The following is a 26,936-nucleotide window of genomic DNA, read 5'->3' as shown; positions in this document are numbered from 1 at the left end:
GCCTCTCCCTAAATAGAATCATGATTCAGAGCGGCTGGAACGATACGAGGAGCATTCTGGAGAAATTCTCTCTGTCTTTGCATCCCGTTGCGCTCCCTTTTCTCGTGCGATATTGTATTAAAATTAAGTTAACTTTGATTAAGATTCTTGTTGGCATCGCCATAATGCTCTAATCGCGTTATGGCAGTGCATCTAAGAGATCGAATTAAACAAAATGGATTTATAAACATCCGTTTAACAGCTTAAAGTGACAGAGTGATGAACATTCGGTTACTAGAGCTAACGAGTTGTATAGGCATCTAGAGGCAAATTAAAATGAAATTCTCTTGGAAAGTCGTAGCACTCTGGACGTTGCCGGCTTTGGTAATTGGCTTTTTCTTCTGGCAAGGGGCGTTTGCAGGCGCTCCTGCTGACATGAGTAAGAATACAGCTAATACCCGCATGACTTACGGTCGCTTTCTAGAATACTTGGACAGCGATCGCGTCAGCAGTGTGGATCTTTACGAAGGCGGTAGGACAGCAATTATAGAAGCCCGCGATCCAGACCTGGAAAATCATGTCCAAAGGTGGCGTGTGGATTTGCCTGTTAACGCTCCTGAGTTAATTAGCAAGCTCAAAGAAAAAGCCATTAGTTTTGATGCTCACCCCATGCGCAATGATGGTGCAATTTGGGGATTGTTGGGCAATCTCATTTTTCCAGTTTTATTGATTACTGGGTTGTTCTTTTTGTTCCGGCGTTCTAGCAACCTCCCCGGCGGCCCAGGTCAAGCAATGAACTTTGGCAAATCTAAAGCGCGTTTCCAAATGGAGGCAAAAACCGGCGTCAAATTTGACGACGTAGCTGGAATCGAAGAAGCTAAAGAGGAATTGCAAGAAGTCGTCACCTTCCTGAAGCAGCCAGAAAGATTTACGGCTGTAGGCGCACGGATTCCCAAGGGAGTGCTGTTAGTTGGGCCTCCTGGAACTGGTAAAACTTTACTCGCAAAAGCGATCGCAGGTGAAGCAGGCGTACCTTTCTTCAGTATTTCCGGTTCGGAATTTGTGGAAATGTTCGTAGGTGTGGGTGCATCCCGCGTCCGCGACTTGTTCAAGAAAGCTAAAGACAATGCCCCTTGTATTATCTTCATCGATGAAATCGACGCCGTAGGACGGCAACGGGGCGCTGGTATCGGCGGCGGTAACGACGAGAGAGAGCAAACCCTCAACCAATTGCTCACCGAAATGGATGGGTTTGAAGGTAACACAGGCATCATTATTATTGCTGCTACCAACCGTCCTGATGTACTAGACTCAGCCTTGTTACGTCCCGGTCGCTTTGACCGCCAAGTAACAGTCGATGCACCCGATATCAAAGGGCGTTTGGAAATCTTGCAAGTCCATGCACGGAACAAGAAATTAGATGCAAGTGTATCCTTGGATGCGATCGCTCGCCGCACTCCTGGATTTACTGGTGCTGACTTAGCCAACTTACTCAACGAAGCAGCAATTCTCACTGCTAGAAGACGCAAAGAAGCGATCACTCTCCGCGAAATTGATGATGCAGTGGATCGGGTAGTCGCAGGCATGGAAGGTACTCCTTTGGTGGACAGCAAGAGCAAGCGCTTGATTGCTTACCACGAAATCGGACACGCCTTAGTTGGAACTTTGTTAAAAGACCATGACCCAGTACAGAAAGTTACCCTGATTCCACGGGGACAAGCACAGGGTTTAACTTGGTTTACACCCAATGAAGAACAGGGGTTAATTTCTCGTTCTCAACTGAAAGCTAGAATTACTGGTGCTTTGGGTGGTCGCGCCGCTGAAGAGGTTATTTTTGGCGCTGCGGAAGTTACCACTGGCGCTGGTGGAGACTTGCAGCAGTTATCGGGAATGGCGCGGCAAATGGTGACTCGGTTCGGGATGTCCGACTTAGGGCCACTGTCGTTAGAAAGCCAGCAGGGAGAAGTTTTCTTGGGTCGTGACTGGACAACCCGGTCTGAATATTCCGAATCCATTGCTTCCCGCATTGATGGACAAGTCAGAGAAATTGTTGAGCAGTGCTACGACAATGCTAAGAAGATCATCCGTGACCATCGCACTGTCACCGATCGCTTAGTAGATTTGCTCATTGAAAAGGAAACCATTGACGGCGAAGAATTCCGCCAGATTGTGGCTGAGTACGCTGAAGTACCAGAGAAACAGCAGTACGTACCGCAACTATAATATTTGACTCTTTTCTGGCTACATCTCGAAAGGAGTAAAGTGACAAAAAATAAAATGAGGGTGGAGTATACCATCCTCATTTTTTTACGTTTTTTCAGTGTTAGAAAGCTTCTAATTTTAAAATTCTCAAAATTTATGAACCCATAAACTCTATAACAAACCTTGTTTTTTCAACTTAGCTAGTGCATCTTCAGCAGCAGCTTTTTCTGCATCTTTTTTATTACGTCCCTTACCTTCTCCGTAAATTTTTTCATCTACTAATACTTTGGCGATGAATTCTGGTGCATGAGAAGGGCCTCCGATTTGGTCTGTAAAGTATTTTGGGGGATTTGGAGTAACGTTGCGTTGCACCCATTCTTGAAAGCGGTTTTTTGAGTCTACATTAGAACGAGGCACAATTATATGCTTAGGATCTACAGAATCAAATAGTGGTTCTATAATTGCGCGGACTGTTTCAATATTAGAATCATTATCCAAATAGTAAGCACCAAGAACTGCTTCAAATGTACTACTGAGCAAATTAGGATTTTGGTAGCCTCCATCTCTAATTGCACCTTTTCCTAACCGCATTCTAAAGTCTAAACCTACCTCCTCGGCGAATTTTGCTAATTGCTTTTCATCTACCAGCGCCGAACGCCGTCGAGTTAATTCATCTTCTCCCATTTCTGGGTGGCAACTATATAGATACTCGCCACTTAAGAAATTCAGTAAAGCATCACCGAGGAATTCTAGGCGTTCATTATGTTCGCCTTCTCCGGGATTTTCATGGACGTAAGAACGGTGGGTAAGCGCACGGCGTAGAAGTTTTTCATTATGAAATATTAGAAGTTTGTGCATTTTTATTTTGTGTTTTGTTGCGAAAATTGACTGTTGGGAAACTTTACAAGTGTTGCTTTGTTCAGACATAAAAAAACCGCAAATTGCGGTGTCTTGGGAAAACCCAATTTTTTAATCAATTGGGTTTTTAAAAGCTATTTTAGGCAGCCAGTATCTCTAACTCAGTTAAAAATAACTCCTGATTTTGCTTTCGTATTTTGCCATCCTTTACAGCAACATCAATAAACTGGCTAAAATTCTTAAATTTCTTACCATCATCTGTACAAATAGATGAGCATCCTTGATAGTTAGCACAACGCTGACGCATCAATTTATCAATGCGACCAAATACGGTAGGCTTACCTTGGCTTGAAGCAGTTTTGATAGCTTCAATTAGATACTCTATAGCCTCTTTGCAATTAATCTGAGACATAAGAGCCGTGTTTTGAGGTTGAGTCTTATTGCTAGTTAATCGAGGTAAATCATCTAAAAAGTAAAATTCATCAGCCAATTCTTTCAGCTTTTGTTTTACATTACCTTTTTGAGCAAGAATGATGGCTTGTTTCCCTAATTTTTGCAGATTATGAACTAATTTTACAAAGTCTCCATCTCCTGATATGAGCATAATTATATCTGGAGACATATTACTGTGAATTTCACCTAAGCAATCAGCGATTAATTGGTTATCTGCACTATCTTTTAAAGGACAAGGAACATTAAGACAGTTAAAAAGATTGCCGAAATCATCCTTTACAGAAACTTGAGCTTGACACTGTGCATTGTAGTAAACTTTTGCACTAATTACACGTCCTTTAGATTGTGCTAAATCCAACAATGATTTAGCCTGAGATGGATTTAATTTAGCATTTTGATAATCCCAATAAATGGAAACTAGAGGTAGCTTCTGGTTTGTTTGTGTATTGAAAGATTTATTAGCGTGTGTCATTGTAATATGTCCATAATTCTTTGGTGAACTGGACAGCTTCAACAAATTACACATCTAGCAGTAGCGGTGCTTTATACGAGGAATTTGTACTCAAAAAGTACTACCCTGCAATAAAGTTTTCTACCGTCGCTTTCGTTTGGTTTAAGTCTCAGCAGTAGAACTCCCAGTTTCCTAGCAAGTTTCGCGTCATACCTTCCCCTGAATATTCATCCAAACATCTTGTCTTCCCATTGAAAGTCTAGGCAATTAGTTGACCTGACATTGGGCTGAATATTCAGCCAAAGGAACGACATGAAGCTCGGTAGGAAACTAGGAATTCTACTGCTGAGACAACCACCAAAAACCTGCGCTTTAGAGTGCGGTTCTTTTGCTGTCTTAAATATACATTTGCATAGTTGCTCCTGGATGTCAAGATATTTATTTATGAAGATTTCGTAAAAGCGCTCACCCATATCCATGAATTTTAAAAAGGCTCTATAGGATTATTGCAAAAACATTTTAGCTAATAATAATTTACGGTTTACTTTGCGCGAGCGCACCATACAAAATACCTAAAATTTTCTTAATATCCTTAATATAATATTCACTCAAATCAATCGAAACTACATTACTTTCAAGCTTGAGAAATTGCCAGATAGTGCCGATAGTAACAGCACCATATATAGTTTTAATTTGATTTTCACCTCTTTCGTTAAATAACTGAGCAGCTATCATTTCAGCAATACATTGTGCTAAACCAGACCTTAAATTCTCATTTTTACTTTCTACTAAGACAACCACCGGACTACGTACAAGCAACTGTTCCGAAGAAAGACTCAAAATAAAATCACAAAATCCATTTAGTCCTCGTTGGCTATCAACAGTAAAATCAACTCCAGAAAACAAACTTATTTCATAATTAAATTTGCGTCTAATTTCTAATAAAATTGGACTAATTATCATTTCGCTCCGAGCTTTTTCCGAACTTATTGCTACTGCTAAATCAACATTTTCCTTAAGAATGGTAGATAACAAATCACTACAGTCTTGCTCCTGTATGTTTGCAAATAATCCAGATGACTCGTGGATAACTAACCCAAACGAATCAATAACCTCAATAAGTTTAAAATCACTATAAGCCATAGAACTTACTCCTTAGTCTTATGACTGAATCTTATCTCATTGCTATAGCAAAGCTGAAAAATTCAGTTTGGGCGGAAACACCCTCACTAAATCAAGAGAAAAATCCGGGAAGCAAGGAAATTTATTACTTGATGTTGATAAAATAATTCGTTTATTTAAATAACTATATTTACCAATTTTTGGAAGTTCTCGCAATAAGTTTCGCAAACAAGTTTCATAAGCTGTACCCTTGGATACCATTTCAATAATTTCTCCGTTAATTAATTCAATGTGGTCATCTTCATGGAAAAAACCCAGTTCTATAAGCTTGTGGTATTCAGCTATTGTGAAGCGTTTAGTCTGGGCAATACTCATCAATCTTCCTCCCAAGGGAAATGCGATCGCGATAACCGCTCACCAGAGGCGATCGCACTTATATTCTAAATGTGTCAGAAATTGGTATGCTAAAGGCCGAGACTCGCTATGAAAGCAAACAATGCCTGCGCCTACTATCAATCCCACCATCACTGCTTTTCCCTTGACAGCCGTAGTCGGTCAAGAAGCAATTAAATTAGCCTTACTATTAGCCGCAGTTGATCCTGGTTTGGGAGGAGTGGCGATCGCAGGTCGTCGCGGTACGGCAAAATCTGTAATGGCTCGTGCTATCCACGCTCTACTACCACCGATTGAAGTTGTCAAAGGTTCAATCAGCAATTGCGACCCCAATCGCCCCGAAGAATGGGACGATCAACTGTTGGCGGAGTACGCAGACAAAGACACTCAAGATGTTCCCGTCGAAATCATTCCCGCGCCTTTTTTGCAAATTCCTCTAGGTATCACCGAAGACCGACTCCTCGGTTCAGTAGATGTTGAAAAGTCGGTAAAACAAGGTGATACGATTTTTCAGCCTGGGTTACTCGCTACAGCAAACCGGGGTGTACTGTACGTAGACGAAATTAATTTATTAGATGACCAAATATCAAATCAACTTTTAACAGTATTATCTGAGGGACGCAACCAGATCGAACGGGAAGGGATTAGTTTTCAGCATCCGTGCAAATCCCTATTTATTGCTACCTACAATCCAGAAGAAGGCGGATTACGAGAGCATTTGCTAGATAGAATTGCGATCGCACTATCTGCTGACGGTGTACTCGGCTTAGATCAAAGAGTAGAAGCAGTCGATCAAGCGATCGCTTATTCTAAATCTCCCCAAGACTTTCTCGAACAGTATAACGAAGATTTAGACTCTCTCAAAACCCAAATCATCTTGGCGCGGGAATGGTTGAAAGAAGTAATCATCACCCACGAACAAATTGCCTACTTAGTAGATGAGGCAATTCGCGGTGGAGTTCAGGGACATCGGGCCGAGTTATTCGCCACGCGGGTTGCCAAAGCCGCCGCAGCTTTAGAGGGACGAACAACAGTTAATGCCGAAGATTTGCGCCGTGCGGTGGAACTGGTAATTGTACCACGCGCCACAGTTGTGCAGACACCACCACCAGATCAAGCACCACCTCCGCCTCCGCCGCCGCCACAAAATCAAGAAGAACCCCAAGACGAATCAGAAGAGGAACAAGAAGAACAGGAAGAACAGGAAGAAAATCAAGAGCAAGAACCGCCCAGTATCCCGGAAGAGTTTATCTTCGATCCAGAAGGGGTAATTCTTGATGACAGCGTGCTTTACTTTACTCAAACAGCAAAGCGGCAAGGTAAATCTGGTAGTCGCAGTGTCATCTTTTCGGATGACAGGGGACGCTACATTAAGCCAATGTTGCCCAAAGGGAAAGCGCGACGCATTGCAGTAGATGCCACGTTGAGAGCTGCGGCTCCTTATCAAAAAGCACGAAGAGAAAGACAACCAGATAGAAAAGTTATTGTCGAACAGCCTGATATTCGCTCGAAACGCCTGGTACGTAAAGCCGGGGCGTTGGTAGTATTTGTGGTAGATGCTTCTGGCTCAATGGCACTGAATCGAATGCAATCGGCTAAAGGTGCAGTAATGCAACTATTGACTGAAGCTTATCAAAACCGCGACCAAATAGCATTAATTCCCTTCCGAGGAGAACAGGCCGAGGTATTATTGCCTCCAACACGTTCTATTGCTTTGGCGCGTAACCGTTTAGAAAGGTTGCCCTGTGGTGGGGGTTCGCCCTTAGCACATGGTTTAACTCAAGCTGTGCGCGTCGGCTTAAATGCTCAGATGAGTGGAGATATTGGGCAAGTTGTCCTTGTAGCAATCACCGATGGGCGAGGTAATATTCCTTTAGCGCGTTCTTTGGGCGAACAGCTAGAACCAGGAGAAAAGCCAGATATCAAAGGAGAATTATTAGAAATTGCTGCGAGAATCCGGGCTTTAGGAATGCAACTATTAGTAATTGATACAGAAAGTAAATTTGTGTCTACTGGGTTTGCTAAAGAATTATCGCAAACAGCAGGCGGTAAATATTATCATTTGCCGAAAGCGACAGATCAAGCTATTGCTGCTATGACCAAAGGTGCGATCGCTGATTTAAAATCTAGATAATTTGTCATTTGTCATTTGTCATTTGTCATTGGATTTTTGACTTAGCTATGACTACGAGCCAGTAGGCATTACCTGTGGTTGTAAATAGCAAATCAAATCTTGAATTCCCTTTTGCAGATAGCGGGTTACTGTCATTGGACTAGTACCAATGTTCTTAGCTGCATCCTTGCGAGAAAGTTCCTTCAAAAATACCATTTCAACTGCCATACGGGGCTTTTCTTCCAACATATTGATTGCTCCTTGGAGTTGTTGGCGTTCTTCTTCTTGTTGCAGAAGCACATGAGAACGAGGACAAGGAAGTGCCTCACCTAAGGTTATTTGGCAATCAACATAGTTAACTGCGGTTGCATCTAAACTCAAAGGCATCCGGTTTTGAGCAGCTAATTTGGTTTCTTGCCATTCTTGTACAGATACCCGAAGTTGGCTGGCAATTTCAGCATCCTTGGGCGGGCGACCTAAAGAGATTGATAAGTCCTTGCGAATCTTTTGTCCTTCATTATATAATTCTTGCCAACGACGAGGAATTTTTAATAGAGTACTGCGATCGCGCAAAAAGTGCAGCATCTCACCGCGAATATATGGCACAGCAAACGAACTAAAAGCATATCCTTGGCTAGGATCGAAACGCTCAATAGCCCTAATCAAACCAAAATACCCAATTTGTTCTAAATCTTCATAAGGTTCATTGCATTGATGGCTGAATTTATGAGCCATCTTCCGTACTAAGCCAGTATGTAACTGTACAAGTTTATTACGAAGTTTAATAGATGGATTCTGGTGATACAAGTGCAATAATTCTATACCATCAGTTCGTAAAGAGGACTCACTTGTTGCCATATAAATTACCTTTGTTGTAACTCCTATTCCTGAGAAAATGGAGCTGCGTATATTTTCTTCTAAGCTGTTATTATTTTGCTGAGTCAGGGAAGAATAAGCCATCGTCGTTTCACTGAACTTGTTAGGGGTCTAACTCCACAATTCAGTATTTGTACGCATGATTTTGCGAACCTCTTTGTCACAGGTGATTTTTGCTTTTTATATAACTGTTGAATGGTAAATAATCTTTAGCTTTTGCAACAAAAACTAGCTATTTATGCTGAAAAATGCATCACTTACCTAATAGTCATCTGTCATACTGAGTGCAAGTGGATCGGTAGTCAATACTGCACGCTTTGTGGATTTTTAACTCGGAATTGGATTTGGGAAAAGGTTACTGGGTTTAGGTTAAAGGTTTTTTCTTTCCCCTTTTCCCCAAAACCCGACAAGTATTGGATCGGTATTGAATTAATCGCAAAATAGGTTGCAATCAAGGGTAAAGAGTATGCTATCAGTACTAAAGATGCTGTGAAATCCTCAAAAACTGACGACTCTAATTTTCAACAACAAAGCCGCCCTTCAGATTTGGCAACGATATTAAATCCTTGTCCGTTAACGGCAAAGATTGGTAAGAATAGGAATAAGCAGAACGTTTTCCTAAAAAACAGTTTTTCAATATGAGCAATACCAGTAATTTTCGTGAAGCTATCCGTGAGGCTAAATCTCACGCTCTCGTTGGCCCAAACGTGATTGCCAACGCCCTCCCCTACGTCGGTGGTGGATTGGTGCTAACCGCATTAGGAACCTACGGCGGTTTAGGAATTATCCGTACTAACCCCGAAATATTCTTTCCCACCTTCATTGGTGCGGTGATTTTGGAGTTAATTTTGTTCTTTGTTGCCCAAAATGTTGCCCAAAAAGGTAATAAGGGTCTTGCACTACCTCTGTTGGCAACCTACAGCCTCTTGTCTGGATATACTCTCAGTGGCTTGGTATTTGTCGCTTTGAGATCCCAAGGCGTTGGCATTCAAGGCATTGGGTTAGCTGCCCTTGGTTGTGGTGTCACCTTTATTGCTGCCCGTCAAATTGGTTCAAATCTTTCTGAACAAGATGGCATGGCTTTGACGAAAACCATCAATCTTGGTGTCATTGCCTTGGTGGTTGTGTGTCTTGCCCAATTCGGATTTGCCATGTTTGGTGTTTACGCGCCAAATTGGTTAGAAATTGCCATCTCCGGTTTGGGAGTATTCCTGTTTGTTGGGGTTTCTGTTGTCGATTTCTACATCTTGCCCCGCACTTACAGCGATGACCAATATTTGCCTGCTGCTTTGTCGATGTACTTAACTTACATCAACTTGTTCGTCTTTATCTTGCGGTTGCTAATTGCCATCAATGGCCGCGATTAATTGTCTGTAGGCACTAAGACAAGTAAAGTTTTATAAAATAAAACCCGTGGTTGAATTTTTAGCAACCACGGGTTTTTCATCGTTTTAATAGTAGGATATATAGATAAGTTAAGCCTCAAGTGAGCAAAACTATGCTTGAACTCTTAAATATCAAAATTGAAGTAAAAAGGTTGTCTAATATCTTGACCAAGGCTGAAAGCTGTCTTTGACCTCCCAGAACTGAGTGCAAAAACTCAAGAGTTGAATCAATTAATTTCTCAACCTACTTTCTGGCATAATTCTGTCACTTACTATCAGAAACTTCAAGAAATTGAATTCCTCAACGCTAAGAAGAAACAATATCAGCGATCGCACTTCATTCTAGAAGATATCAAAGCTGCACTAGAACTACTAGAATTATCTGCTGATGAAGAATTATTGCAAGAGGCGCAAACCAACCTAACTCAACTCCAAAAAGAACTTGAAACAGTAGAAATAGAACAATTCCTGTCCGGCCCCTGCGACCAAAAGGGGGCATTCTTGGCAATTACGGCTGAGGTTGGAAGTATAGATGCCCAAAAATGGGCAGCTATATTATTACAGCTATACCATCGTTGGGCAGTAAATCATAACCATAAAGTGTATCTAGTGCAAGAGTCAACAGGTGATTTAGGAGGGTTCAAACATGCCACCCTAGAAATTACAGGGCGTTATGCTTATGGCTGGCTAAGATCGGAACAAGGAACTCATGCAAGAATAGAGCGAATTTCTCCTGTTCATGGCAATGGCAGACGGCATACTTGCCTAGCCAGTGTAGAAGTCAGCCCGATTTTAGATGAGTCTATTGATTTTGAGATTCCAGAGAAAGATTTGGAAATTACTTTTTATCGCCATCGGGGGAATGTCAACCGAACAGAAACGTGGGTAAAGATGGTTCACATTCCGACTGGGATTAGTGTATCTTGTAACCAAGAGCGTAGCCAGCTGCAAAACAAAGAGAAAGCCTTGGCTATTCTCAAGAGTAAACTGTTTGCGATGTCTACGACGGGCTACGCCTACGCACTAGCCCAAAATGTCCAGCTTGATGAAATTCAACCCGGACAGATAAAATCTCTATCCAGCAAGCTTATCCGTGAATATATCTTGCATCCTTACACCAAGGTGAAAGATTTACGTACCAATGTAGAAACACCTGCTGCGGCAGAGGTTTTAGATGGTAAAATCGATTTGTTTATCAAAGCCTATCTGCAACAGTTAAATCACACTACTTCAGTAAGTAAAAAAGCGCTTGATAATTTAAAGTAACTTTTCTAACTTAGATTTAAGTAGTGCAGAAAAAATTTGCCCAATTACAGCTAAAATCAAAAAACATAAGTAGAATAAAGAGCAATTTTTTAATCCAAAGCGCTCTATCTATCATTCAGCAAGCATTATGGATGTCCTAGAACTCAAACGCGAAATCGAAACGTTGTCTGGCCGCCTGGGTAAAACCCAGGACTATCTTTGACGTACCTGCACTGACAGCCAAAATTCAAGACCTCGAAAAAATATCAGCTCAACCAGAATTTTGGGATAACCAAACCCAAGCCCAACAAACTCTGCAAGAACTCAACGACCTAAAAGCCCACCTCCAGCAATACGATCGCTGGCACGCCAATCTCGAAGATACTAAGGCAGTTGTTGAATTGTTGGAGTTAGAAACCGATGAGGCACTACTCCAAGAAGCTGAATCTACCATCACTAAACTCAATCGTGACCTAGATCAGTGGGAGTTACAACAGTTACTTTCCGGCCCCTATGATGCCGAAGGTGCTGTACTGACAATTACTGCTGGTGCTGGTGGCACAGATGCTCAAGACTGGGCATTTATGCTGATGCGGATGTACACCCGTTGGGGCGAAGCTCACGGCTATAAGGTAACTTTAGCTGAAGAGTCGGAAGGTGATGAAGCCGGAATTAAATCGGCAACCCTAGAAATTACTGGTCGCTATGCTTATGGTTACTTGCGATCGGAAATGGGTACACATCGCTTAGTGCGGATTTCCCCTTTTAATGCTAACGGCAAGCGGCAAACCAGTTTTGCCGGGGTGGAAGTGATGCCGCAGATTGATAACTCTGTGCAATTGGATATTCCAGATAAAGATTTGGAAATCACCACAACCCGCTCTGGTGGTAAAGGTGGGCAAAATGTCAACAAAGTAGAAACAGCAGTGCGGATTGTTCACCTGCCCACGGGTCTTGCCGTGCGCTGTACAGAAGAGCGATCGCAGCTGCAAAATAAAGAAAAAGCCTTAAATCGCCTCAAAGCAAAGCTGTTGGTCATAGCCAAAGAGCAACGCGCCCAAGAAATTGCCGAAATTCGTGGCGATATGGTAGAAGCCTCCTGGGGAAACCAAATCCGTAACTATGTGTTTCACCCTTACCAAATGGTGAAAGATTTGCGTACAAACACGGAAACAACAGCGATTGGCGATGTGATGAATGGTGAACTTGATACATTCATTCAAGCTTATCTGCGCCAAGAAAATAAACTAGTAGAAAACACTCTGGCATAAAGGCACTCATTACATAACATCCCGATTGCTAAGGCGTTTCTGTGTGAAACGCCTTAGCAATATATGGGCGATCGCCATTCTATCCCAGACCAACTGTTACAGTTATAAAAGAGTCTGTAGACAAATAACTATGAGCAACTCACCTTCAACAGAACCTCAACCTAGCTATGTCAAACTCGCCATGCGAAACATGGTGCGGAAGGGTGGAACTTCTCTAAAGCATTTTGGATTGACTGCTGTAGGGCTTTTAGCTCTGCTTATTGGTCTTGCTTACCTCACTCACTAAACTAGTCATTAGTCATTAGTCATTAGTCATTAATTATATTTAAAAGGACAGATGACCAATGACAAAGGACAAAAGACAGTCTTAACGACAAATCGTAAACCTCAGACAAGGAGACTGTGTGCCCCTGAGAGTTGAACTATATGTGGAGGAGTATTTTTATGAGTTGTCCCCGACAACATCTGTAAAAATTGACGAGACTAATGCCCGAATTACACCTAAAACTTGGGAAAACTGGTTTAATCACTGGTTGGAAATACTTCACCCTCAGATTCCACCAGCGCCAAGTTATGAAATCGGGCTGCGTTTGACAGATGACTTGCAAATTCAAGAACTGAATGCTCAATATCGTCAGCAAAATAAGCCGACAGATGTTTTAGCCTTTGCTGCTTTGGAAGTGGATTTTCCTCAAAGCAAAGAAATGCTTGCCTCTGTCCCATTATACTTAGGTGATATTATTGTGTCTGTAGATACAGCACAGCGCCAAGCTCAACAACAGGAACATAGCTTACCAACTGAGCTAGCTTGGTTAGCTGCTCACGGTTTATTGCATCTGTTGGGCTGGGATCATCCTGATGAAAAAAGTTTGGAGCGAATGTTAAAACAGCAAGTGGGATTGCTGAATGCAATAGGTATTGCTATTGACATGGAATAGCAGTAATTAAAGTATCTCTTAATGTTAATTTTGGGTAATACTTTTATAATACTTCTGTGGAAAATTGCTTAAAGATTGCCTCAAAGTTAATTCTGCCATTAAGATCGGCGAATATTCCCACTGTAGCAACTCTGTTCTTGTGTTTTTAAGTCTATGTCGCAAAAAATTTCTCCATCACCAACGCCTACCTCGTTACAAACACTGGTGTCTGACGAACGGGAATTCTCCTGGAAAGTAGCCTCTAATTTATTTATTAGTTTTAAATATGCTTGGGCTGGAATCAGCTATAGTTTTCAAACTCAACGTAATTTTCGCATCCACGTAAGTGTTTGTGCTTTAGCTATTGCTTTAAGCGTTTTTTTGCATCTACAAGCGGTAGAAATAGCGGTAATTGGTATAACTAGTGGTTTAGTTTTAGCATTAGAGTTACTAAATACAGCGATCGAGTCCGTTGTGGACTTAACCGTTAAGCAGACATACCATGATTTGGCAAAAATTGCTAAAGATTGTGCAGCTGGTGCAGTGCTTGTCTCTGCTTTCGTAGCGATGCTAGTAGCAGGTACGCTATTGCTCCCTCCTCTGGTAAGGTTAATTATATCGACTTTGTAGACGTGATTTAGGCATCGCTAAGTGACTCATTAAGAGAATCACACTCTGTCCGAATCCCCTTTGCAGAATATATTTAAAATTTAAATCGTGCGATGTCTACGACGGGCTACGCCAACGTGCCAAGCATCCTGGCTAAAGGATTACTTGGTAATCTTTAGAAAATGGCCGTAGAGTAGCCACTTCATACTTACACGTCTACGTCAACATTATTTTTACACCTAATGAACAAATAGCATGAGATACTTATCTATGCTTTTTGCAACTGATCAGTCGTAAAACCAGGAATGATAAGCTTTGATTATAGTTATCGATAATTACGATAGTTTTACATATAACTTAGTGCAGTACCTGGGAGAATTGGCATCAGAGTTCCCAGCGGCAGATGATATTAAAGTTTTTCGTAACGACAAGATATCCATAGATGAAATTCAGGCATTAAAGCCGGAAGCTGTAGTTATTTCTCCAGGGCCTGGTCGCCCGGAAGATGCCGGCATTTCTTTAGAATTGATTGAACAGCTAGGACAAGAGTTACCAATTTTGGGTGTCTGTTTGGGACATCAAAGCATTGGTCAAGTGTTCGGTGGTAAAATAATTTCTGCTCCAGAGTTGATGCATGGCAAAACTTCTCAGGTGTCTCACACTGGAGTGGGGGTTTTCCGGGGATTAGAAAATCCTCTGACCGCCACCAGGTATCATAGTTTGGTAATCGAACGTGAGACTTGCCCAGATGTGTTAGAAATCACCGCTTGGGTTGAAGATAACACCATTATGGGAGTGCGACACCGGAACTATCCTCACATTCAGGGCGTCCAGTTTCATCCAGAGAGTGTCCTGACATCTTCAGGAAAACAGTTATTGCGAAATTTTCTCCAACAGTTACAGTCAAGAGCATAATTAATGAAACGACGACAGTTGATGGGCTATGCTGGGGCGGGGTTGGCCACAGCTTTAGTTACTACCTTGGGTTCTGAATCTCAAGCTGACGCACAATCTAGCGGTTTATCAGTTCAGTGGTTGGGTCATACTTGCTTTCTTTTTACTGGTGGCGGTGCGAAAGTTCTCGTCAATCCATTTCGGTCAATCGGTTGTACTGCTAAGTATCGTCCCCCAAAAGTTGCAGCAGATTTGGTACTGATTAGCAGCCAACTGCTTGACGAAGGTGCTGTGGATGTATTACCGGGAAATGCAAAACTGATCTATGAACCAGGAGTTTATGAGTTTAAAGGCATTAAATTCCAAGGAATTGCTATAGACCACGATCGCAAAGGTGGTAAGCAGTTTGGCTCAAATACTGCTTGGAGTTGGAAGCAAGGCGGAATTAATATCCTACACTTAGGCGGGGCTGCTGCACCTATTTCTATTGAGCAAAAAATCCTGATGGGGCGTCCCGATGTGGCATTTATTCCAGTGGGAGGCAGTGCAAAAGCCTACAATGCTGAGGAAGCAAAGCAGGCTGTTCAAGTATTAAATCCCAAGTTAGTGATTCCGACTCATTACCGGACACAGGCTGCTGATGCTGCTAAATGCGATCTTTCACCACTAGATAATTTTCTAACCTTAATGCAAGGTATGAAAGTGCGGCGTAGCAGTGCAGATAGTATTTCTATTAGCCCTAAAGATTTGCCGGAGAATGGCGAGATTCAAGTTTTGAGCTACAAGTTTTGAGCAGTAAGGAAATGAAGGAATCAGGGAGCAGAGGAGCAGGGGAGCAGGGGAGCAGGGGGCAGGGGGAAGAATAAAAATTACCTCTTTCTCCTCTGCCCAATGCCCAATTCCCAATGCCCCATGCCCCTAACTTTTAGAACGTATACCACTCTCCGGTCAGCTTATCTGCATCGCTGATAGGAGTCTCAACTGCTGTCGTTTCATTTATAGTCCAAATGTTGTCTGTACCTGCTGTCTGATCGCGCCAGTAGATATCAGTCTTGCCATCGCCGTTGAAATCGCCAAGAGATGGTGTCAAGGCCGCGTTATTAGCTGGTAAGAAAGCTTCAGTTGCAACTGTTGTGCCATCCATCAACCAAGCAGTGTTCTCACCAGTTGTGCCATTGTGCCAGAAGATATCGGTCTTGCCATCACCGTTGAAGTCACCAATTTTGGAAGTCCAGGATGAGTCAAGTGTGCCCAAAGCACCCTCTGTGACTAAAATACCATTTATCGTCCAAACCTTGTTCTCACCGGTTTGAGCGTTTCTCCAGAGAATATCAGTCTTATAGTCGCCGTTGAAATCACCAAGGGTAGGAGTCCAGGCGGGATCTTGTGATTGCAGCGCCAATTCAGTCTTTTGCGTACCATCCATAAACCAAGCTGTGTTATCGCCGGTGGTCTGATCGCGCCAGAAGATGTCACTCTTACCATTGCCGTCGAAATCAACAATTGTAGGAGTTAGTGCTGTGTTTGTAGTGTCTAGAACAGTTGCATTCAGAACAGTAGTGCCATCCATTTCCCAGATAGCATTCTCGCCAGTTGTGCCATTATGCCAGAAGATATCGGTTTTGCGATCGCCGTTGAAATCTCCAATCTGAGGAGTCCAAGCTGGATCGACGCTACTTAGAGCAGCCGCACTACCAACTTTGGTGCCATCCATTAAGACAATACTATTCTCACCGGTTGTCTTATTGCGTAATAAGAAGTCGGTTTTGCCATCAGCATTGAAGTCAGCAATTTTGTAATCATAGGCGGATAGGTCAAATTGACCCAAAGAACCCTGTTCGATAACTTTTGTGCCATCCATCAACCGAATGATAATCTCACCTGTTGCAGAATTGACCCAAACTTTGTCTGTTTTACCATCCCCGTTAAAGTCAGGAGTAATCGCCGCACTAGTTAAGTAAGGATTAGGATTGGGATTTGCTGACGTTTTAACAGGCGCAGTTACCGGTTGACTTTCTAGTGCTATTGAAGAACTCTTATTTCCAAACCCCAAATCATAATTTAAACTCTTAAGAGAAGTTGTCAAGATTTCTGATTTTGCAAAAGAATCTGATAACAATCGAGATGTATTCAAAGCTAAGGGTGAGGAATTTGAATTTGCCGGCATGGTGTATTTTTATTATTGGGTGTTATATTCTTTTAACTTTTTTTTGTAATCTCTTTCTGTAACGAAATAACATTTGCTAGGGTTTCAATTTTTCTTTATAACTATTTTTTATTTATTAATGTCATTTCTGGAAGATAAATATTTGTTTGTTTTAAACTATTATTCTAAAATTTTCAAGTTCTATATAAGCATTTGCAAAATATATTTTGTAATTGCTTATATGATTATTTATAGATAAAAATGATTATTTTATCTATTTTCTTTGACATTAGGACTTACGCAAGTGTCACAAAAAAATCGGATTTGTAGTTTGTAGTAAGCGGCTCTAGCCCTTATTTTGAGGATTAAAATCCTCTCTGCGAGACGCTACGCGAACACTACGAACTGAAAATAATATGCCAGTTGCGTAAGTCCTGGACATTTGAAGGTTGTATCAAAAATATATCTACAAACTAGAAATTTATTTTATGTTTAATTAAACAGACTTAATTAAGATAGAAGCGATCGCTACATTATTCCTAATATATTTTTTTGGTTAGGTACACAAGCTAAGTCTGTTACCCAGGTATAAAGTGTGTTTTACTCCTGAATTCTGTATTCTGCTGTATAACTTGAGTGGAAACAAATATTGGTTAGAATAACTTAGATTAGCAGCTATTAAGAGGCATCATCTGTGCATTTGTTAGTTGCTAAAAGTGTCAAAGAATACAATACCTATTAAAAGTACATCAACTATGCAAGCAGAATATCGGCAGCGTCGCGAGCAATTAATGGCAAAAATAGGTGATGGGACAGCCATTTTTCGCAGTGCGCCAATGGCAGTGATGCACAACGATGTCGAGTATGTTTATCGCCAAGAAAGTGATTTTTTTTACTTGACTGGTTTTAATGAACCACAAGCAGTAGCAGTGTTAGCGCCGCATCACGCAGAACATCGGTTTGTGCTGTTTGTCCAACCGAAGGATCGCGAAAAAGAAGTATGGACTGGTTATCTTTGTGGGGTAGATGCAGCCAAGGAAATTTATGGTGCTGATGAAGCATACCCCATTAGCGAGTTAGATGAAAAGTTACCGCAGTATTTAGAAAAAGCCAGCCGGATTTACTATCACTTAGGACGCGATCGCAATTTTAACGACCAAATCCTCAAACATTATCAAAGTTTATTGCGGACTTATCCGAAGCGTGGTACTGGGCCGATCGCTATTGAAGATACTGGCCCTGTCCTCAACAGCATGAGATTGATCAAAAGCGAAGCTGAGTTGGAATTGATGCGTGAAGCAGCTGCGATCGCAACTGAAGCCCACAATTATGCCCAAGAAATCGCCGCACCGGGACGTTATGAGTACGAAATCCAGGCGGAGATGGAACGGATCTTTCGAGTCCGGGGTGGAATGGGGCCTGCTTATCCTTCGATTGTGGCATCTGGTGTCAATGCTTGCGTACTCCATTACATTGAAAATAATCGTCAAATGCAGGATGGAGAATTACTGCTAATTGATGCTGGTTGTGCCTATGGTTATTACAACTCGGATATTACCCGGACATTTCCTGTTGGGGGTAAATTTACGTCAGAACAAAAGACATTGTATGAGATTGTTTTGGAGGCGCAAAAACAAGCGATCGCTCAAGTCCAACCAGGTAATCCCTTCAAGTTAGTTCACGATACAGCAGTGCGCGTTCTCACGGAAGGTTTAGTGGAACTTGGCATCCTCAAAGGTGAAATTGATAAGTTAATTGAAGAGGAAAAATACAAACCATATTATATGCATCGTACCAGCCATTGGTTAGGTTTAGATGTCCATGATGTCGGTGTTTATCAGCATGGTGAAGACAAACCACAAATTTTACAACCAGGTCAAATTTTGACAGTGGAACCGGGACTATATATTGTGCCAGATACCAAACTAGCAGAAGACCAGCCACAGACCGATCCTCGATGGGTTGGGATTGGCATTCGGATTGAGGATGATGTATTAGTTACGCCTGGGGGACATGAGGTGTTAACTGCGGGGGTTCCCAAAGAAATAGATGAAATCGAAAGATAAAAAATGGGAATGGTAGACATCATCGCTAAGAAAAGCCCTGGCGTTGAAATCGTGGCTATACAGACAAAACCCTTGATTTTGTATAGTCCACGGAGGTTGACTTTGCTTGTGTAACCGTGACTTTTAAAACTCCACTTCTAAAGGAAAAATTGCGGTGAAAGTAGAACCAACGCCTACCTGTGAGGCTAGGTTAATTTGACCTTGCAATAGTTTTACTAAACGCGAGACGATCGCTAATCCCAATCCTGTACTATCAGGAAGATATGGGCGATCGCTAGAACTGACGCGAAAGTAGGGTTCAAATATCTGGGCTTGGTTTTCGAGTGCAATGCCAATCCCAGTGTCAGAAACTGCGATCGCCCATCTCTGCTTCTCCAACACCTGACACATGATAATAATAGTCCCCGACTCTGTATAACGAATCGCATTACTAATAAGATTTGTAATAATTTGTTGCAACTGAAACGAATCTGTGATTAATTTTTCAGGGATGCGATCGCAATCGACTACAATTTGTAAATTTTTTCCCGCAGCTAAAGGTTCCAACATTTGACAGATATTATCGATTAATTCCCGCACATCGGTAAGCGCTAATTGGATTTTTGTCTGTCCTGCCTCATAGCGGGAAAGTTCTAGTACATCATTGATTAAATGGAGTAACTGTCTACCATTGCGTAGTACCCGCTCAATATGTTCTAAATTCGTATAGTTGTCTTTTATATCAGCCTTTCGTCGTTGTTGGCGTAAAAACAGATCCGAATAACCAATAATAGAAGTTAGAGGATGTTTTAATTCGTGGGCTAGTTGAGAAAGATACTCTTGATTGGCGCTAATTAACCGCGTGAGTTCCTCGTTATGGAGCCTTAGTGATACTTGCAACTGCTGTAATTCCCGCAAGCGTTCCTCAACATAACTCTTGAAACATCGAGCGATCGCTTCGTCTAGGATAGCGTCAATCAAACGCATAGAACGAATTATCTCTACAGGTGTTCCTTCCAATAAATCTGCTTGTAGAGCATCAAGTATTATTGTTCGCAGCAGATGATATTCTCTAGCGATTTCTGCTGCATCAAAGCCTTGTTCGGCACGAATAGCTCCATGCTGAAAACTGGCAGTAACTATTGACTGAATATCATTATCTTGAGATTTTGAAAGCACTGTCACCATAGCTTTCAAAACATCAGGGACGTGATCCTTTACGGCTGTATAAGATAGGTCATCAGCACTTTCAATCCGTCTATCCTTGCGAACCGCTAAAATCCATTTATCGACGATGGTATCCGTTTTTTCAGCCAGTACTTGACTAAAATCCATTATGTTAAATTCAGCTAGGAGATAGATGAGTAAACTTCCATATCCAATTAGTTTAGCGAGTGCAGTGGGTTTTTACCAAATTTAACAATTTAGTTCACCTACCAAAAGGAATAGATTATATATGTTATTTTGTTTGCTAATTAAGTAGTCGTATATAAAATTTTATCAGTATATTCCGTTTTATATTAAAAAATATTAATCAAGCACGTAATATTTTTGATACTTTGCTTAACTATATTGTTTAGCTGTCTGTGCAAGGAGTTAACTCACAACATAACTAGATACACAAGTCTTATTTGTTGCCATTAACTAGTTATTAACATTTAATTTAAGTATTAAAATAAACAATAATTATCATAAGATAGATGGCTTTTACTGAGGATCGATGTTATATTGTGCATAATTTAGTATCCATTAGAGTAAGTCAGCCTAATTCAGCGTGTCACAGTGCATAACGCTGGAGCGGAGGAACCAAATTGTGGGGCGTATCTCATAGAAAGTGAGGAGTTGAGAGTGAGGAGTTGGAACTTACTAATACTAATATTTAATTCATAACTCATAACTCATAACTCATAACTTTCTTGTGAAGGGCATCTCTCAGCCCTAGCCCGTCAGCTAACTTCGTAGGCATTGAGAGGAGACTGAAGAGACGGCATTTTTATAATGTTCCGATCTCATCGGTGTCCAAGGCTGGTACTGCTCGGATTTTTTGTACCTGCACTTAAATCTGTTGAGGTCGTAAATGATATTTCAACTAAATTTGGCTGCGATCGCTGCGATCGCTGGACAAGCTGCTTGGAAAAAAACAAAACCTGTTATTGTCAGGGATGTCTTCTTTTTACCTGTATTAGGCTTCTTGGGAATAATTGTGTTGTGGTGGATTGTTGCACTTGCCAACCATGAATTGATGCCCACTCCACCAGAAGCGCTAATCGCTAATTTAGACTACATCTTAAATCCTTTCTATCAGCGAGGCCCAGGGAATTTAGGAATTGGTTGGCTATTGATCGCAAGTCTGCGCCGGGTATTAATAGGCTTTTTGTTGGGTGCGGTAGTAGCGATTCCTCTGGGGTTTCTAATTGGCATGTCCAGACCGGCAATGATAGCGCTTAATCCGATTATTCAAATTTTTAAACCTGTATCGCCCCTAGCTTGGCTACCCATCGCCTTAGCAATTTTCAACTTAGCAGATCCTTCAGCCATTTTTGTCATCTTTATTACTTCCTTATGGCCAACAATTATTAATACCGCTTTAGGAGTTTCTAGCGTTCCCAAAGATTATTTAGATGTGGCACGAGTGCTAGAAATGCCCCGTTGGCGACGGATTACAAAAATCATTTGGCCTGCAAGTTTGCCGTATATTTTTACAGGTTTACGAATTAGTTTAGGCATAGCTTGGCTGGTAATCGTCGCCGTGGAAATGCTCACAGGTGGTATTGGTATCGGCTTCTTTGTCTGGGATGAATGGAGTCGCTTAAACCTGAGTTCAGTCTTTTTAGCTGTGTTGGTAATTGGTGTAACTGGGTTAATTCTGGATTATGCCGTGGGCAAAATCGAAGAATTAGTAACCCATCGCCCTAAAACTTCCAACTAACAAAATTAGCCTGCGATCAAAACAGCAAAATTTAGCGAGACTCTGCGCCTGGAACGCGAGCAATCAATCACCAATGGAGCTACAAGAATGGGTAATATTAACTGGACTCGACGAGATATTATCAAGGGAATAGGAGCAACAACGGCGGGAATAGCACTGTCCTCTTGTGGGATTTCAGGAGATAGATCGGCCAAAGGATTGACAGAAGAAGCCTTAGCTGTGCAACCAGTAGTAAAAAGCGGCGACCTAGAAAAAGCCGATCTTACAGTTGGTTACGTTCCCGTTAATGATTGTGCGCCATTTGCGATCGCCTGGAAAAAAGGTTTCTTCCGCAAGTATGGTTTAAACGTTACACTCAACCGCGAAGCCAGTTGGGCCACCTCCCGCGACGGTGTAATTTTTGGTCGCCTGGATGCTTCACCCGTAGTATCTGGTGCAGTTACCAACGCCAGAATTGGTGCCGAAGGCGCACGCCACGCCCCATTGTGTGCAGCGATGACCATACATCGCCACGGTAACGCCATGACCATGAATAAAGCCATGTGGGATTTTGGGCTGCGTCCGTGGTACGAGTATCAAGAAAAATATGGCGATGGCGCTTTAGAAGCCTTTGGGCGCGATTTCCGAGGTTACTTTGACAACCAACCGCCAGAAAACAGAGTTTGGGCAGTAGTATTAAGTTCCTCCATTTACGAATACTTTATCCGTTACTTATCCGCCGCCGCAGGTGTCGATCCGCTTAAAGAGTTTCGCATCATTATCGTTCCGCCTCCCCAAATGGTAACAAACGTACGGATTGGGGCAATGCAAGCTTACATGGTTGCAGAACCTTGGAATACACGAGCAATAACTGGTAATGAAAACATTGGCTTTACCTTTGCACAAGGTAAAGAAGTCTGGTTGGGACACCCAGATCGACTTTTGGGCGTGATGGAATCTTTCATCGAGAAATATCCCAAAACCTATCGTTCTCTAGTCAAGGCGATGATTGAAGCCTGCCAGTATTGCAGCAAAGCAGAAAACCGCCAAGAAGTAGCCGAACTGCTTACAGACCGTTCCTTTACGGGTGCTAGACCCAAAAAGAAAGGTGCGCCAATTGCGAAGTTTACAAGTCCGGCAATTCTCGGCAATTACAACTATGGCGGCTTTGATGGCAAAGACCGCACCATTAAAGCTGCTGACACCACGATTTTCTTCGATATTCCTGACAACCTTCCCAAACAGCCAGGAGAACACTCCACATTCTTATGGCGATCGAGAAGTCTCTGGTTGATGACACAAGCAGCACGGTGGGGACAAATCAAGGAATTCCCCAAAAATGCTGAGAAACTAGCTGGACAAGGCTGGAGAACGGATTTATACCGCGAGATAGCATCGGAAATGGGCATCCAATGTCCCAAGGATGATTACAAGGTCGAACCACCAGAGGTATTTATAGATAAGAAAGGCTTCGACCCCAGCGATCCGGTGGGTTATTTGAATAGTTTTGCCATCAGGGCTAACGCTCACACTCGTTTTTTCATGTCTTAAATCCCAAGTTCAAATATTGATTGACTAAATTGTTTCCGGAGCCTTTGATGATGGAATATACCTCATTACCTATTAATACCCAGACCGAAGTTCTGCCCCGCGCTGGATTTTTAGAAATTGAAAATTTAGTCAAGTCTTATCCGACACCTGATAAAGATAATTTTGTCGTTTTAGATAAAGTTAATTTAACGATTGATGAAGATGAATATATTTCTGTAATTGGTCACTCAGGTTGTGGGAAATCAACTCTAATCAAAATAGTAGCTGGTTTAGAAAAAGCCACTTCCGGCTCAGTCAGGCTAGATGGGAAAGAAATTCGTCAGCCAGGAGCCGAAAGGATGATGGTATTTCAGAACTATTCTCTGTTACCTTGGTTAACAGTGCGAGAAAATATCCGTTTAGCCGTAGATGAAGTGCTAAAAAATGCTAATCGTGCCGAGAAAATTAGCATTGTAAATGAACACTTGGCAATGGTAAACTTGACGGCGGCGGCTGACAAATATCCTGATGAAATTTCTGGAGGTATGAAACAACGAGTAGGTATTGCCAGAGCCTTAGCAATTCGTCCCAAAATGTTGCTGATGGATGAACCTTTTGGGGCACTAGATGCACTAACTCGTGGCAAATTGCAACGGCAGGTATTGGATATTTGGGAAAATAATCGTCAAGCAGTGATGATGATTACCCACGATGTAGACGAAGCAATTTATATGTCCGATCGCATCGTTTTGATGACCAATGGCCCAGCTGCTAATATCGGGGAGATTTTAGAAGTTCCTTTTGAGCATCCGCGCGATCGCGCCGCCATGCGAAACTCAAAAGAGTATTTTGAACTCCGCAACCACGCCCTAAATTTCCTCGATCGATATTTTGCCCAAGACGAGTAAATTAGATTATCATTTTTTTAGTGGGTAGCCTAATTCAAATCCATGAAAGCTGAATTTGGAACGGAGGAACCATATTGTGGGGCGTATCTCATAGAAAATGAGGAGTTAAGAGTCAGAAGTTAAGAATTATTAATATTAACTCAGCACTTAGCACTCAGCACTTCTAAGAGAGAGACACCTTCCAGTCTTAGCCCGTCAGCTAACTCCGTAGGCAATGGAAGGAACCCCCAAGACCTTGGCTGTAATACAGTTATTATTGGGGTTTCCTTGACTAATTTTAAGATTTGAAATTTTGGTTATCATCACTCAATCTAAGATCCAAAATCCTTCGACTGAACCTAGCCGAAGTCCAAAATCTAAAATTGGTCGCCCTGCTTCTCATTGCTAATTCATTTCATTAGGAGAAGTAAAGCTGTGCAAATAAAGCCAATGTTAGCACGTCTGCAAAGTGCCACAGGCCGAGATGATTTAATCGAACAAATGGTACTACTGCCAGAACCAAAAAAACCTTTTTCTAAAAAACTTCAAAAGGCGAAAGCAGTTAATTTAATTGTTGCTTATGATGCATCTCCCAACAGTCATACGGCATTAGATATTGCCTTTTGGGTTGCCCATCAAACGCGTTTGGCCACCAATACAGAAGTTACAGTTCAAGCCGTTTATGTAGTAGAAGATAATCAAAGCAATCAGTATTCAAATATCTTGAGTTTTCCCCAACAACAATCTTCATTAGAATGTGAAGTTAGTGAAGTATCAAAGTCTGTCACACAGGTATTAACTCAACCTAAATTACAGACAGCGATCGCTCCTCTACAACAAGCAGATATAATTCTCTGGCAAGCCCGAAGTTTGGCTGAAGAATGGCAGGGTTCTTTCAAATCTCATTTGCGATTTGGCTGCATTTCTACAGAACTTCGCAAAGTTGTTGAATCAGAAGCGGCTGATATTCTGTTTCTAGGTTGCAACTCTGTCAATCATCCAATGATTGAAGCACTAGGTTCTAAATTTCCCTGTGCTGTTTTGGGTATTCCCAGTAGTATTGATGAATAATCACTCTTTAAAATTTCAGTAATTTTTGTCAAATTTTGATCGGAGAAAAGTCACCTACTTGTAAGTGACTTTTTTGCTACACAATAAATAAACTTTCAAAGGTCGTATGTGGAAAACTGGCAAGCATTTGTAGAAGCCAATGCAATACTGCTAAGGCTAAAAAATAAAAATGTATAGGTTGGGTTTTGTTACTCAACCCAACCTACGAATTAACAATCTTGGTAAATTTGCCAAATTGGTGCAATATTGTACCGTCTCTGAATGGGAAGCGCTATAAGCACTTAAGTGCTTACTACAAACATATCTTAACCTATCATAATGCTTGTAGCAGACGACTAGTAGCCAATCAGATGTAAAACGTCGCGCAGGACACTATAACCAGCTAAATCCCAAAGCAAATAAGCAAGGAAACCAATAGCTGCCAAGCGACCATTCCAAATTTCGGCTTGAGGAGTCCAACCAAACAAAAATGCATTCCGGTCTATACCGTTGTATTCCGGTGCAACAGCTGGTAAATCAGTAGAGGGACGAGTTTCTTGAGTTGCCATTTTTTTCTCCAAAATTTAATAGTTTTTTAGGTGTTTAGTTTCTAGTAGCTAATCAAATGTAAAACGTCACGCAAGACGCTATAACCAGCTAAATCCCAAAGCAAATAAGCAAGGAAACCAATAGCTGCCAAGCGACCATTCCAAATTTCGGCTTGAGGAGTCCAACCAAACAAAAATGCATTCCGGTCTATACCGTTGTATTCCGGTGCAACAGCTGGTAAATCAGTAGAGGGACGAGTTTCTTGAGTTGCCATTTTTTTCTCCAAAATTTAATAGTTTTTTAGGTGTTTAGTTTCTAGTAGCTAATCAAATGTAAAACGTCACGCAAGACGCTATAACCAGCTAAATCCCAAAGCAAATAAGCAAGGAAACCAATAGCTGCCAAGCGACCATTCCAAATTTCGGCTTGAGGAGTCCAACCAAACAAAAATGCATTCCGGTCTATACCGTTGTATTCCGGTGCAACAGCTGGTAAATCAGTAGAGGGACGAGTTTTCATTGTTTTTTCCTTCCTAATCAAGTTGGTTTTTATTCTTTAAATGCTCTCGTAACCAATCAAGTACAAAACTTTATAGCCAACTAAATCCCAAATTAAATAGGCAAGAAAGCCAATCATTGCAAAACGACCGTTTAAAATTGAGGCTTGAGGAGTCTAATAAAACAGAAAATCATTGCGATCGCAACTATTATATTCTGTTGACATTATTAGCAAATCTCTAGAAAAAGGAGTTGCCATTTCCTTGCCCTCAACAATTCGTTTGTTAACTTTAATGTAGCTATTAATAACTAGAATGCTTTCTGTCTATAGACACAAAAGACAAGCACTTCTTCTGACCGATGCTTAAACGTATTATTATAAATAAATCCACCTAGAGAGGGTGATAAAAACAGATATTGAAATAAATCTAAACTATTTGAAAGCAAACTATTTTTAAAATAGAGTTACTCACTATAAATTAAACAATTAAAATTAAAATTAGCAGTAAATTAAGTAAGATTGCTTGCCATTGAATTATGTTCTTTACCAAGAGAT

The 26,936-nt window shown here is 41.5% G+C and carries 25 protein-coding genes and 2 riboswitches; of the genes, 15 read left to right on the top strand and 10 right to left on the bottom strand.

The genetic code is table 11. The annotated features are described in order from the left end of the window. Positions 1 to 315 precede the first annotated feature (315 nt). Positions 316 to 2,202 (top strand): ATP-dependent zinc metalloprotease FtsH2, encoded by a 1,887-nt coding sequence (gene ftsH2, locus RMX89_RS04070; protein ID WP_322688011.1) that lies wholly within the window; start codon positions 316 to 318, stop codon positions 2,200 to 2,202. 150 nt (positions 2,203 to 2,352) lie between these two features. Here ftsH2 and rnc read toward each other — a convergent pair whose 3' ends face one another. From rnc to RMX89_RS04050, 4 genes are all read right to left on the bottom strand, one after another. Further along, positions 2,353 to 3,039 (bottom strand): ribonuclease III, encoded by a 687-nt coding sequence (gene rnc / locus RMX89_RS04065; RefSeq protein WP_322688010.1) that lies wholly within the window; start codon positions 3,037 to 3,039, stop codon positions 2,353 to 2,355. A gap of 139 nt (positions 3,040 to 3,178) precedes the next feature. After that, a complete protein-coding gene (locus RMX89_RS04060) occupies positions 3,179 to 3,964 on the bottom strand; it encodes an NYN domain-containing protein (RefSeq protein ID WP_322688009.1) in 786 nt (261 codons plus the stop codon). A 513-nt stretch (positions 3,965 to 4,477) separates the two neighbouring features. Continuing rightward, positions 4,478 to 5,086, bottom strand: a complete 609-nt coding sequence (locus tag RMX89_RS04055) for a hypothetical protein (RefSeq protein WP_322688008.1) — start codon at positions 5,084 to 5,086, stop codon at positions 4,478 to 4,480. 42 nt (positions 5,087 to 5,128) lie between these two features. After that, entirely contained in the window at positions 5,129 to 5,440 is a 312-nt protein-coding gene (locus tag RMX89_RS04050; RefSeq protein ID WP_322688007.1) for a hypothetical protein, read from the bottom strand. Between the two features lie 121 nt (positions 5,441 to 5,561). Between RMX89_RS04050 and bchD the strand changes: the two genes are divergently transcribed. After that, positions 5,562 to 7,592, top strand: a complete 2,031-nt coding sequence (gene bchD / locus RMX89_RS04045) for a magnesium chelatase ATPase subunit D (RefSeq protein ID WP_322686006.1) — start codon at positions 5,562 to 5,564, stop codon at positions 7,590 to 7,592. A gap of 51 nt (positions 7,593 to 7,643) precedes the next feature. On the opposite strand, the gene RMX89_RS04040 is transcribed toward bchD, so the two are convergent. After that, positions 7,644 to 8,429, bottom strand: a complete 786-nt coding sequence (locus RMX89_RS04040) for an RNA polymerase sigma factor SigF (RefSeq protein ID WP_229498888.1) — start codon at positions 8,427 to 8,429, stop codon at positions 7,644 to 7,646. A gap of 656 nt (positions 8,430 to 9,085) precedes the next feature. On the opposite strand from RMX89_RS04040, the gene RMX89_RS04035 reads away from it, so the two are divergent. The 8 genes from RMX89_RS04035 to RMX89_RS04000 all read left to right on the top strand — a co-directional run bounded on the left by RMX89_RS04035 (position 9,086) and on the right by RMX89_RS04000 (position 15,560). Further along, entirely contained in the window at positions 9,086 to 9,814 is a 729-nt protein-coding gene (locus RMX89_RS04035) for a Bax inhibitor-1 family protein (RefSeq protein WP_322688006.1), read from the top strand. 131 nt (positions 9,815 to 9,945) lie between these two features. Further along, positions 9,946 to 11,098 (top strand): PCRF domain-containing protein gene (locus tag RMX89_RS04030; protein WP_322688005.1). Its coding sequence is split into 2 segments (ribosomal slippage): positions 9,946 to 10,020 and positions 10,022 to 11,098, totalling 1,152 coding nucleotides; the frame shifts between segments, so codons are not numbered across the junction. A gap of 127 nt (positions 11,099 to 11,225) precedes the next feature. Continuing rightward, positions 11,226 to 12,348 (top strand): peptide chain release factor 2 gene (gene prfB / locus RMX89_RS04025; protein ID WP_322688004.1). Its coding sequence is split into 2 segments (ribosomal slippage): positions 11,226 to 11,297 and positions 11,299 to 12,348, totalling 1,122 coding nucleotides; the frame shifts between segments, so codons are not numbered across the junction. 130 nt (positions 12,349 to 12,478) lie between these two features. Then, on the top strand, positions 12,479 to 12,634 hold the full coding sequence (locus tag RMX89_RS04020) for a DUF3285 domain-containing protein (protein WP_322688003.1): 156 nt from the start codon (positions 12,479 to 12,481) through the stop codon (positions 12,632 to 12,634). Positions 12,635 to 12,758: 124 nt separating this feature from the next. Further along, entirely contained in the window at positions 12,759 to 13,286 is a 528-nt protein-coding gene (ybeY, locus tag RMX89_RS04015; RefSeq protein WP_322688034.1) for an rRNA maturation RNase YbeY, read from the top strand. Between the two features lie 153 nt (positions 13,287 to 13,439). Beyond that, on the top strand, positions 13,440 to 13,895 hold the full coding sequence (locus tag RMX89_RS04010; protein WP_322688002.1) for a diacylglycerol kinase family protein: 456 nt from the start codon (positions 13,440 to 13,442) through the stop codon (positions 13,893 to 13,895). A 294-nt stretch (positions 13,896 to 14,189) separates the two neighbouring features. Beyond that, positions 14,190 to 14,789 (top strand): aminodeoxychorismate/anthranilate synthase component II, encoded by a 600-nt coding sequence (locus RMX89_RS04005; protein ID WP_322686002.1) that lies wholly within the window; start codon positions 14,190 to 14,192, stop codon positions 14,787 to 14,789. Positions 14,790 to 14,792: 3 nt separating this feature from the next. Beyond that, positions 14,793 to 15,560, top strand: a complete 768-nt coding sequence (locus tag RMX89_RS04000) for an MBL fold metallo-hydrolase (protein WP_322688001.1) — start codon at positions 14,793 to 14,795, stop codon at positions 15,558 to 15,560. Positions 15,561 to 15,693: 133 nt separating this feature from the next. On the opposite strand, the gene RMX89_RS03995 is transcribed toward RMX89_RS04000, so the two are convergent. After that, positions 15,694 to 16,935 (bottom strand): VCBS repeat-containing protein, encoded by a 1,242-nt coding sequence (locus RMX89_RS03995; protein ID WP_322688000.1) that lies wholly within the window; start codon positions 16,933 to 16,935, stop codon positions 15,694 to 15,696. A 734-nt stretch (positions 16,936 to 17,669) separates the two neighbouring features. On the opposite strand from RMX89_RS03995, the gene RMX89_RS03990 reads away from it, so the two are divergent. Next, a complete protein-coding gene (locus RMX89_RS03990) occupies positions 17,670 to 18,980 on the top strand; it encodes an aminopeptidase P N-terminal domain-containing protein (RefSeq protein ID WP_322688033.1) in 1,311 nt (436 codons plus the stop codon). 123 nt (positions 18,981 to 19,103) lie between these two features. On the opposite strand, the gene RMX89_RS03985 is transcribed toward RMX89_RS03990, so the two are convergent. Then, positions 19,104 to 20,294 carry a HAMP domain-containing sensor histidine kinase gene (locus RMX89_RS03985; protein WP_322672728.1) on the bottom strand — a complete coding sequence of 397 codons (1,191 nt, stop codon included), beginning with the start codon at positions 20,292 to 20,294 and terminating at the stop codon, positions 19,104 to 19,106. Between the two features lie 416 nt (positions 20,295 to 20,710). Next, positions 20,711 to 20,939, top strand: a riboswitch (cyclic di-AMP (ydaO/yuaA leader). 97 nt (positions 20,940 to 21,036) lie between these two features. On the opposite strand from RMX89_RS03985, the gene ntrB reads away from it, so the two are divergent. The 4 genes from ntrB (at position 21,037) to RMX89_RS03965 (ending at position 25,355) form a co-directional block, all read left to right on the top strand. Next, complete coding sequence (ntrB, locus tag RMX89_RS03980; protein ID WP_322672727.1) at positions 21,037 to 21,888, top strand: nitrate ABC transporter permease; 852 nt, start codon at positions 21,037 to 21,039, stop codon at positions 21,886 to 21,888. 87 nt (positions 21,889 to 21,975) lie between these two features. Then, the gene (locus RMX89_RS03975; protein ID WP_322687999.1) at positions 21,976 to 23,418 is read left to right on the top strand and encodes an ABC transporter substrate-binding protein; all 1,443 of its coding nucleotides are present in this window, start codon (positions 21,976 to 21,978) and stop codon (positions 23,416 to 23,418) included. A gap of 50 nt (positions 23,419 to 23,468) precedes the next feature. After that, positions 23,469 to 24,305, top strand: coding sequence for a nitrate ABC transporter ATP-binding protein (locus RMX89_RS03970; protein ID WP_322688032.1), 837 nt, complete (start codon positions 23,469 to 23,471; stop codon positions 24,303 to 24,305). A gap of 37 nt (positions 24,306 to 24,342) precedes the next feature. Further along, a riboswitch (cyclic di-AMP (ydaO/yuaA leader) is annotated at positions 24,343 to 24,531 on the top strand. A gap of 203 nt (positions 24,532 to 24,734) precedes the next feature. Beyond that, positions 24,735 to 25,355, top strand: coding sequence for a universal stress protein (locus RMX89_RS03965; RefSeq protein ID WP_322672769.1), 621 nt, complete (start codon positions 24,735 to 24,737; stop codon positions 25,353 to 25,355). A 335-nt stretch (positions 25,356 to 25,690) separates the two neighbouring features. On the opposite strand, the gene RMX89_RS03960 is transcribed toward RMX89_RS03965, so the two are convergent. The 3 genes from RMX89_RS03960 to RMX89_RS03950 are packed head-to-tail and all read right to left on the bottom strand — an operon-like array spanning position 25,691 to position 26,402. Next, positions 25,691 to 25,903, bottom strand: a complete 213-nt coding sequence (locus RMX89_RS03960; protein WP_322672725.1) for a high light inducible protein — start codon at positions 25,901 to 25,903, stop codon at positions 25,691 to 25,693. A gap of 41 nt (positions 25,904 to 25,944) precedes the next feature. Next, the gene (locus RMX89_RS03955) at positions 25,945 to 26,157 is read right to left on the bottom strand and encodes a high light inducible protein (protein ID WP_322672724.1); all 213 of its coding nucleotides are present in this window, start codon (positions 26,155 to 26,157) and stop codon (positions 25,945 to 25,947) included. Positions 26,158 to 26,198: 41 nt separating this feature from the next. Beyond that, on the bottom strand, positions 26,199 to 26,402 hold the full coding sequence (locus tag RMX89_RS03950) for a high light inducible protein (protein WP_322672723.1): 204 nt from the start codon (positions 26,400 to 26,402) through the stop codon (positions 26,199 to 26,201). Between the last annotated feature and the right edge of the window lie 534 nt (positions 26,403 to 26,936).

Source organism: Nostoc sp. DedSLP04, assembly GCF_034530775.1.
In the GTDB taxonomy this organism is placed as follows: Bacteria; Cyanobacteriota; Cyanobacteriia; order Cyanobacteriales; family Nostocaceae; genus Nostoc.
The sequence above is the reverse complement of the archived record's forward strand: the minus strand, read 5'-3'. Positions and strand labels throughout refer to the sequence as shown.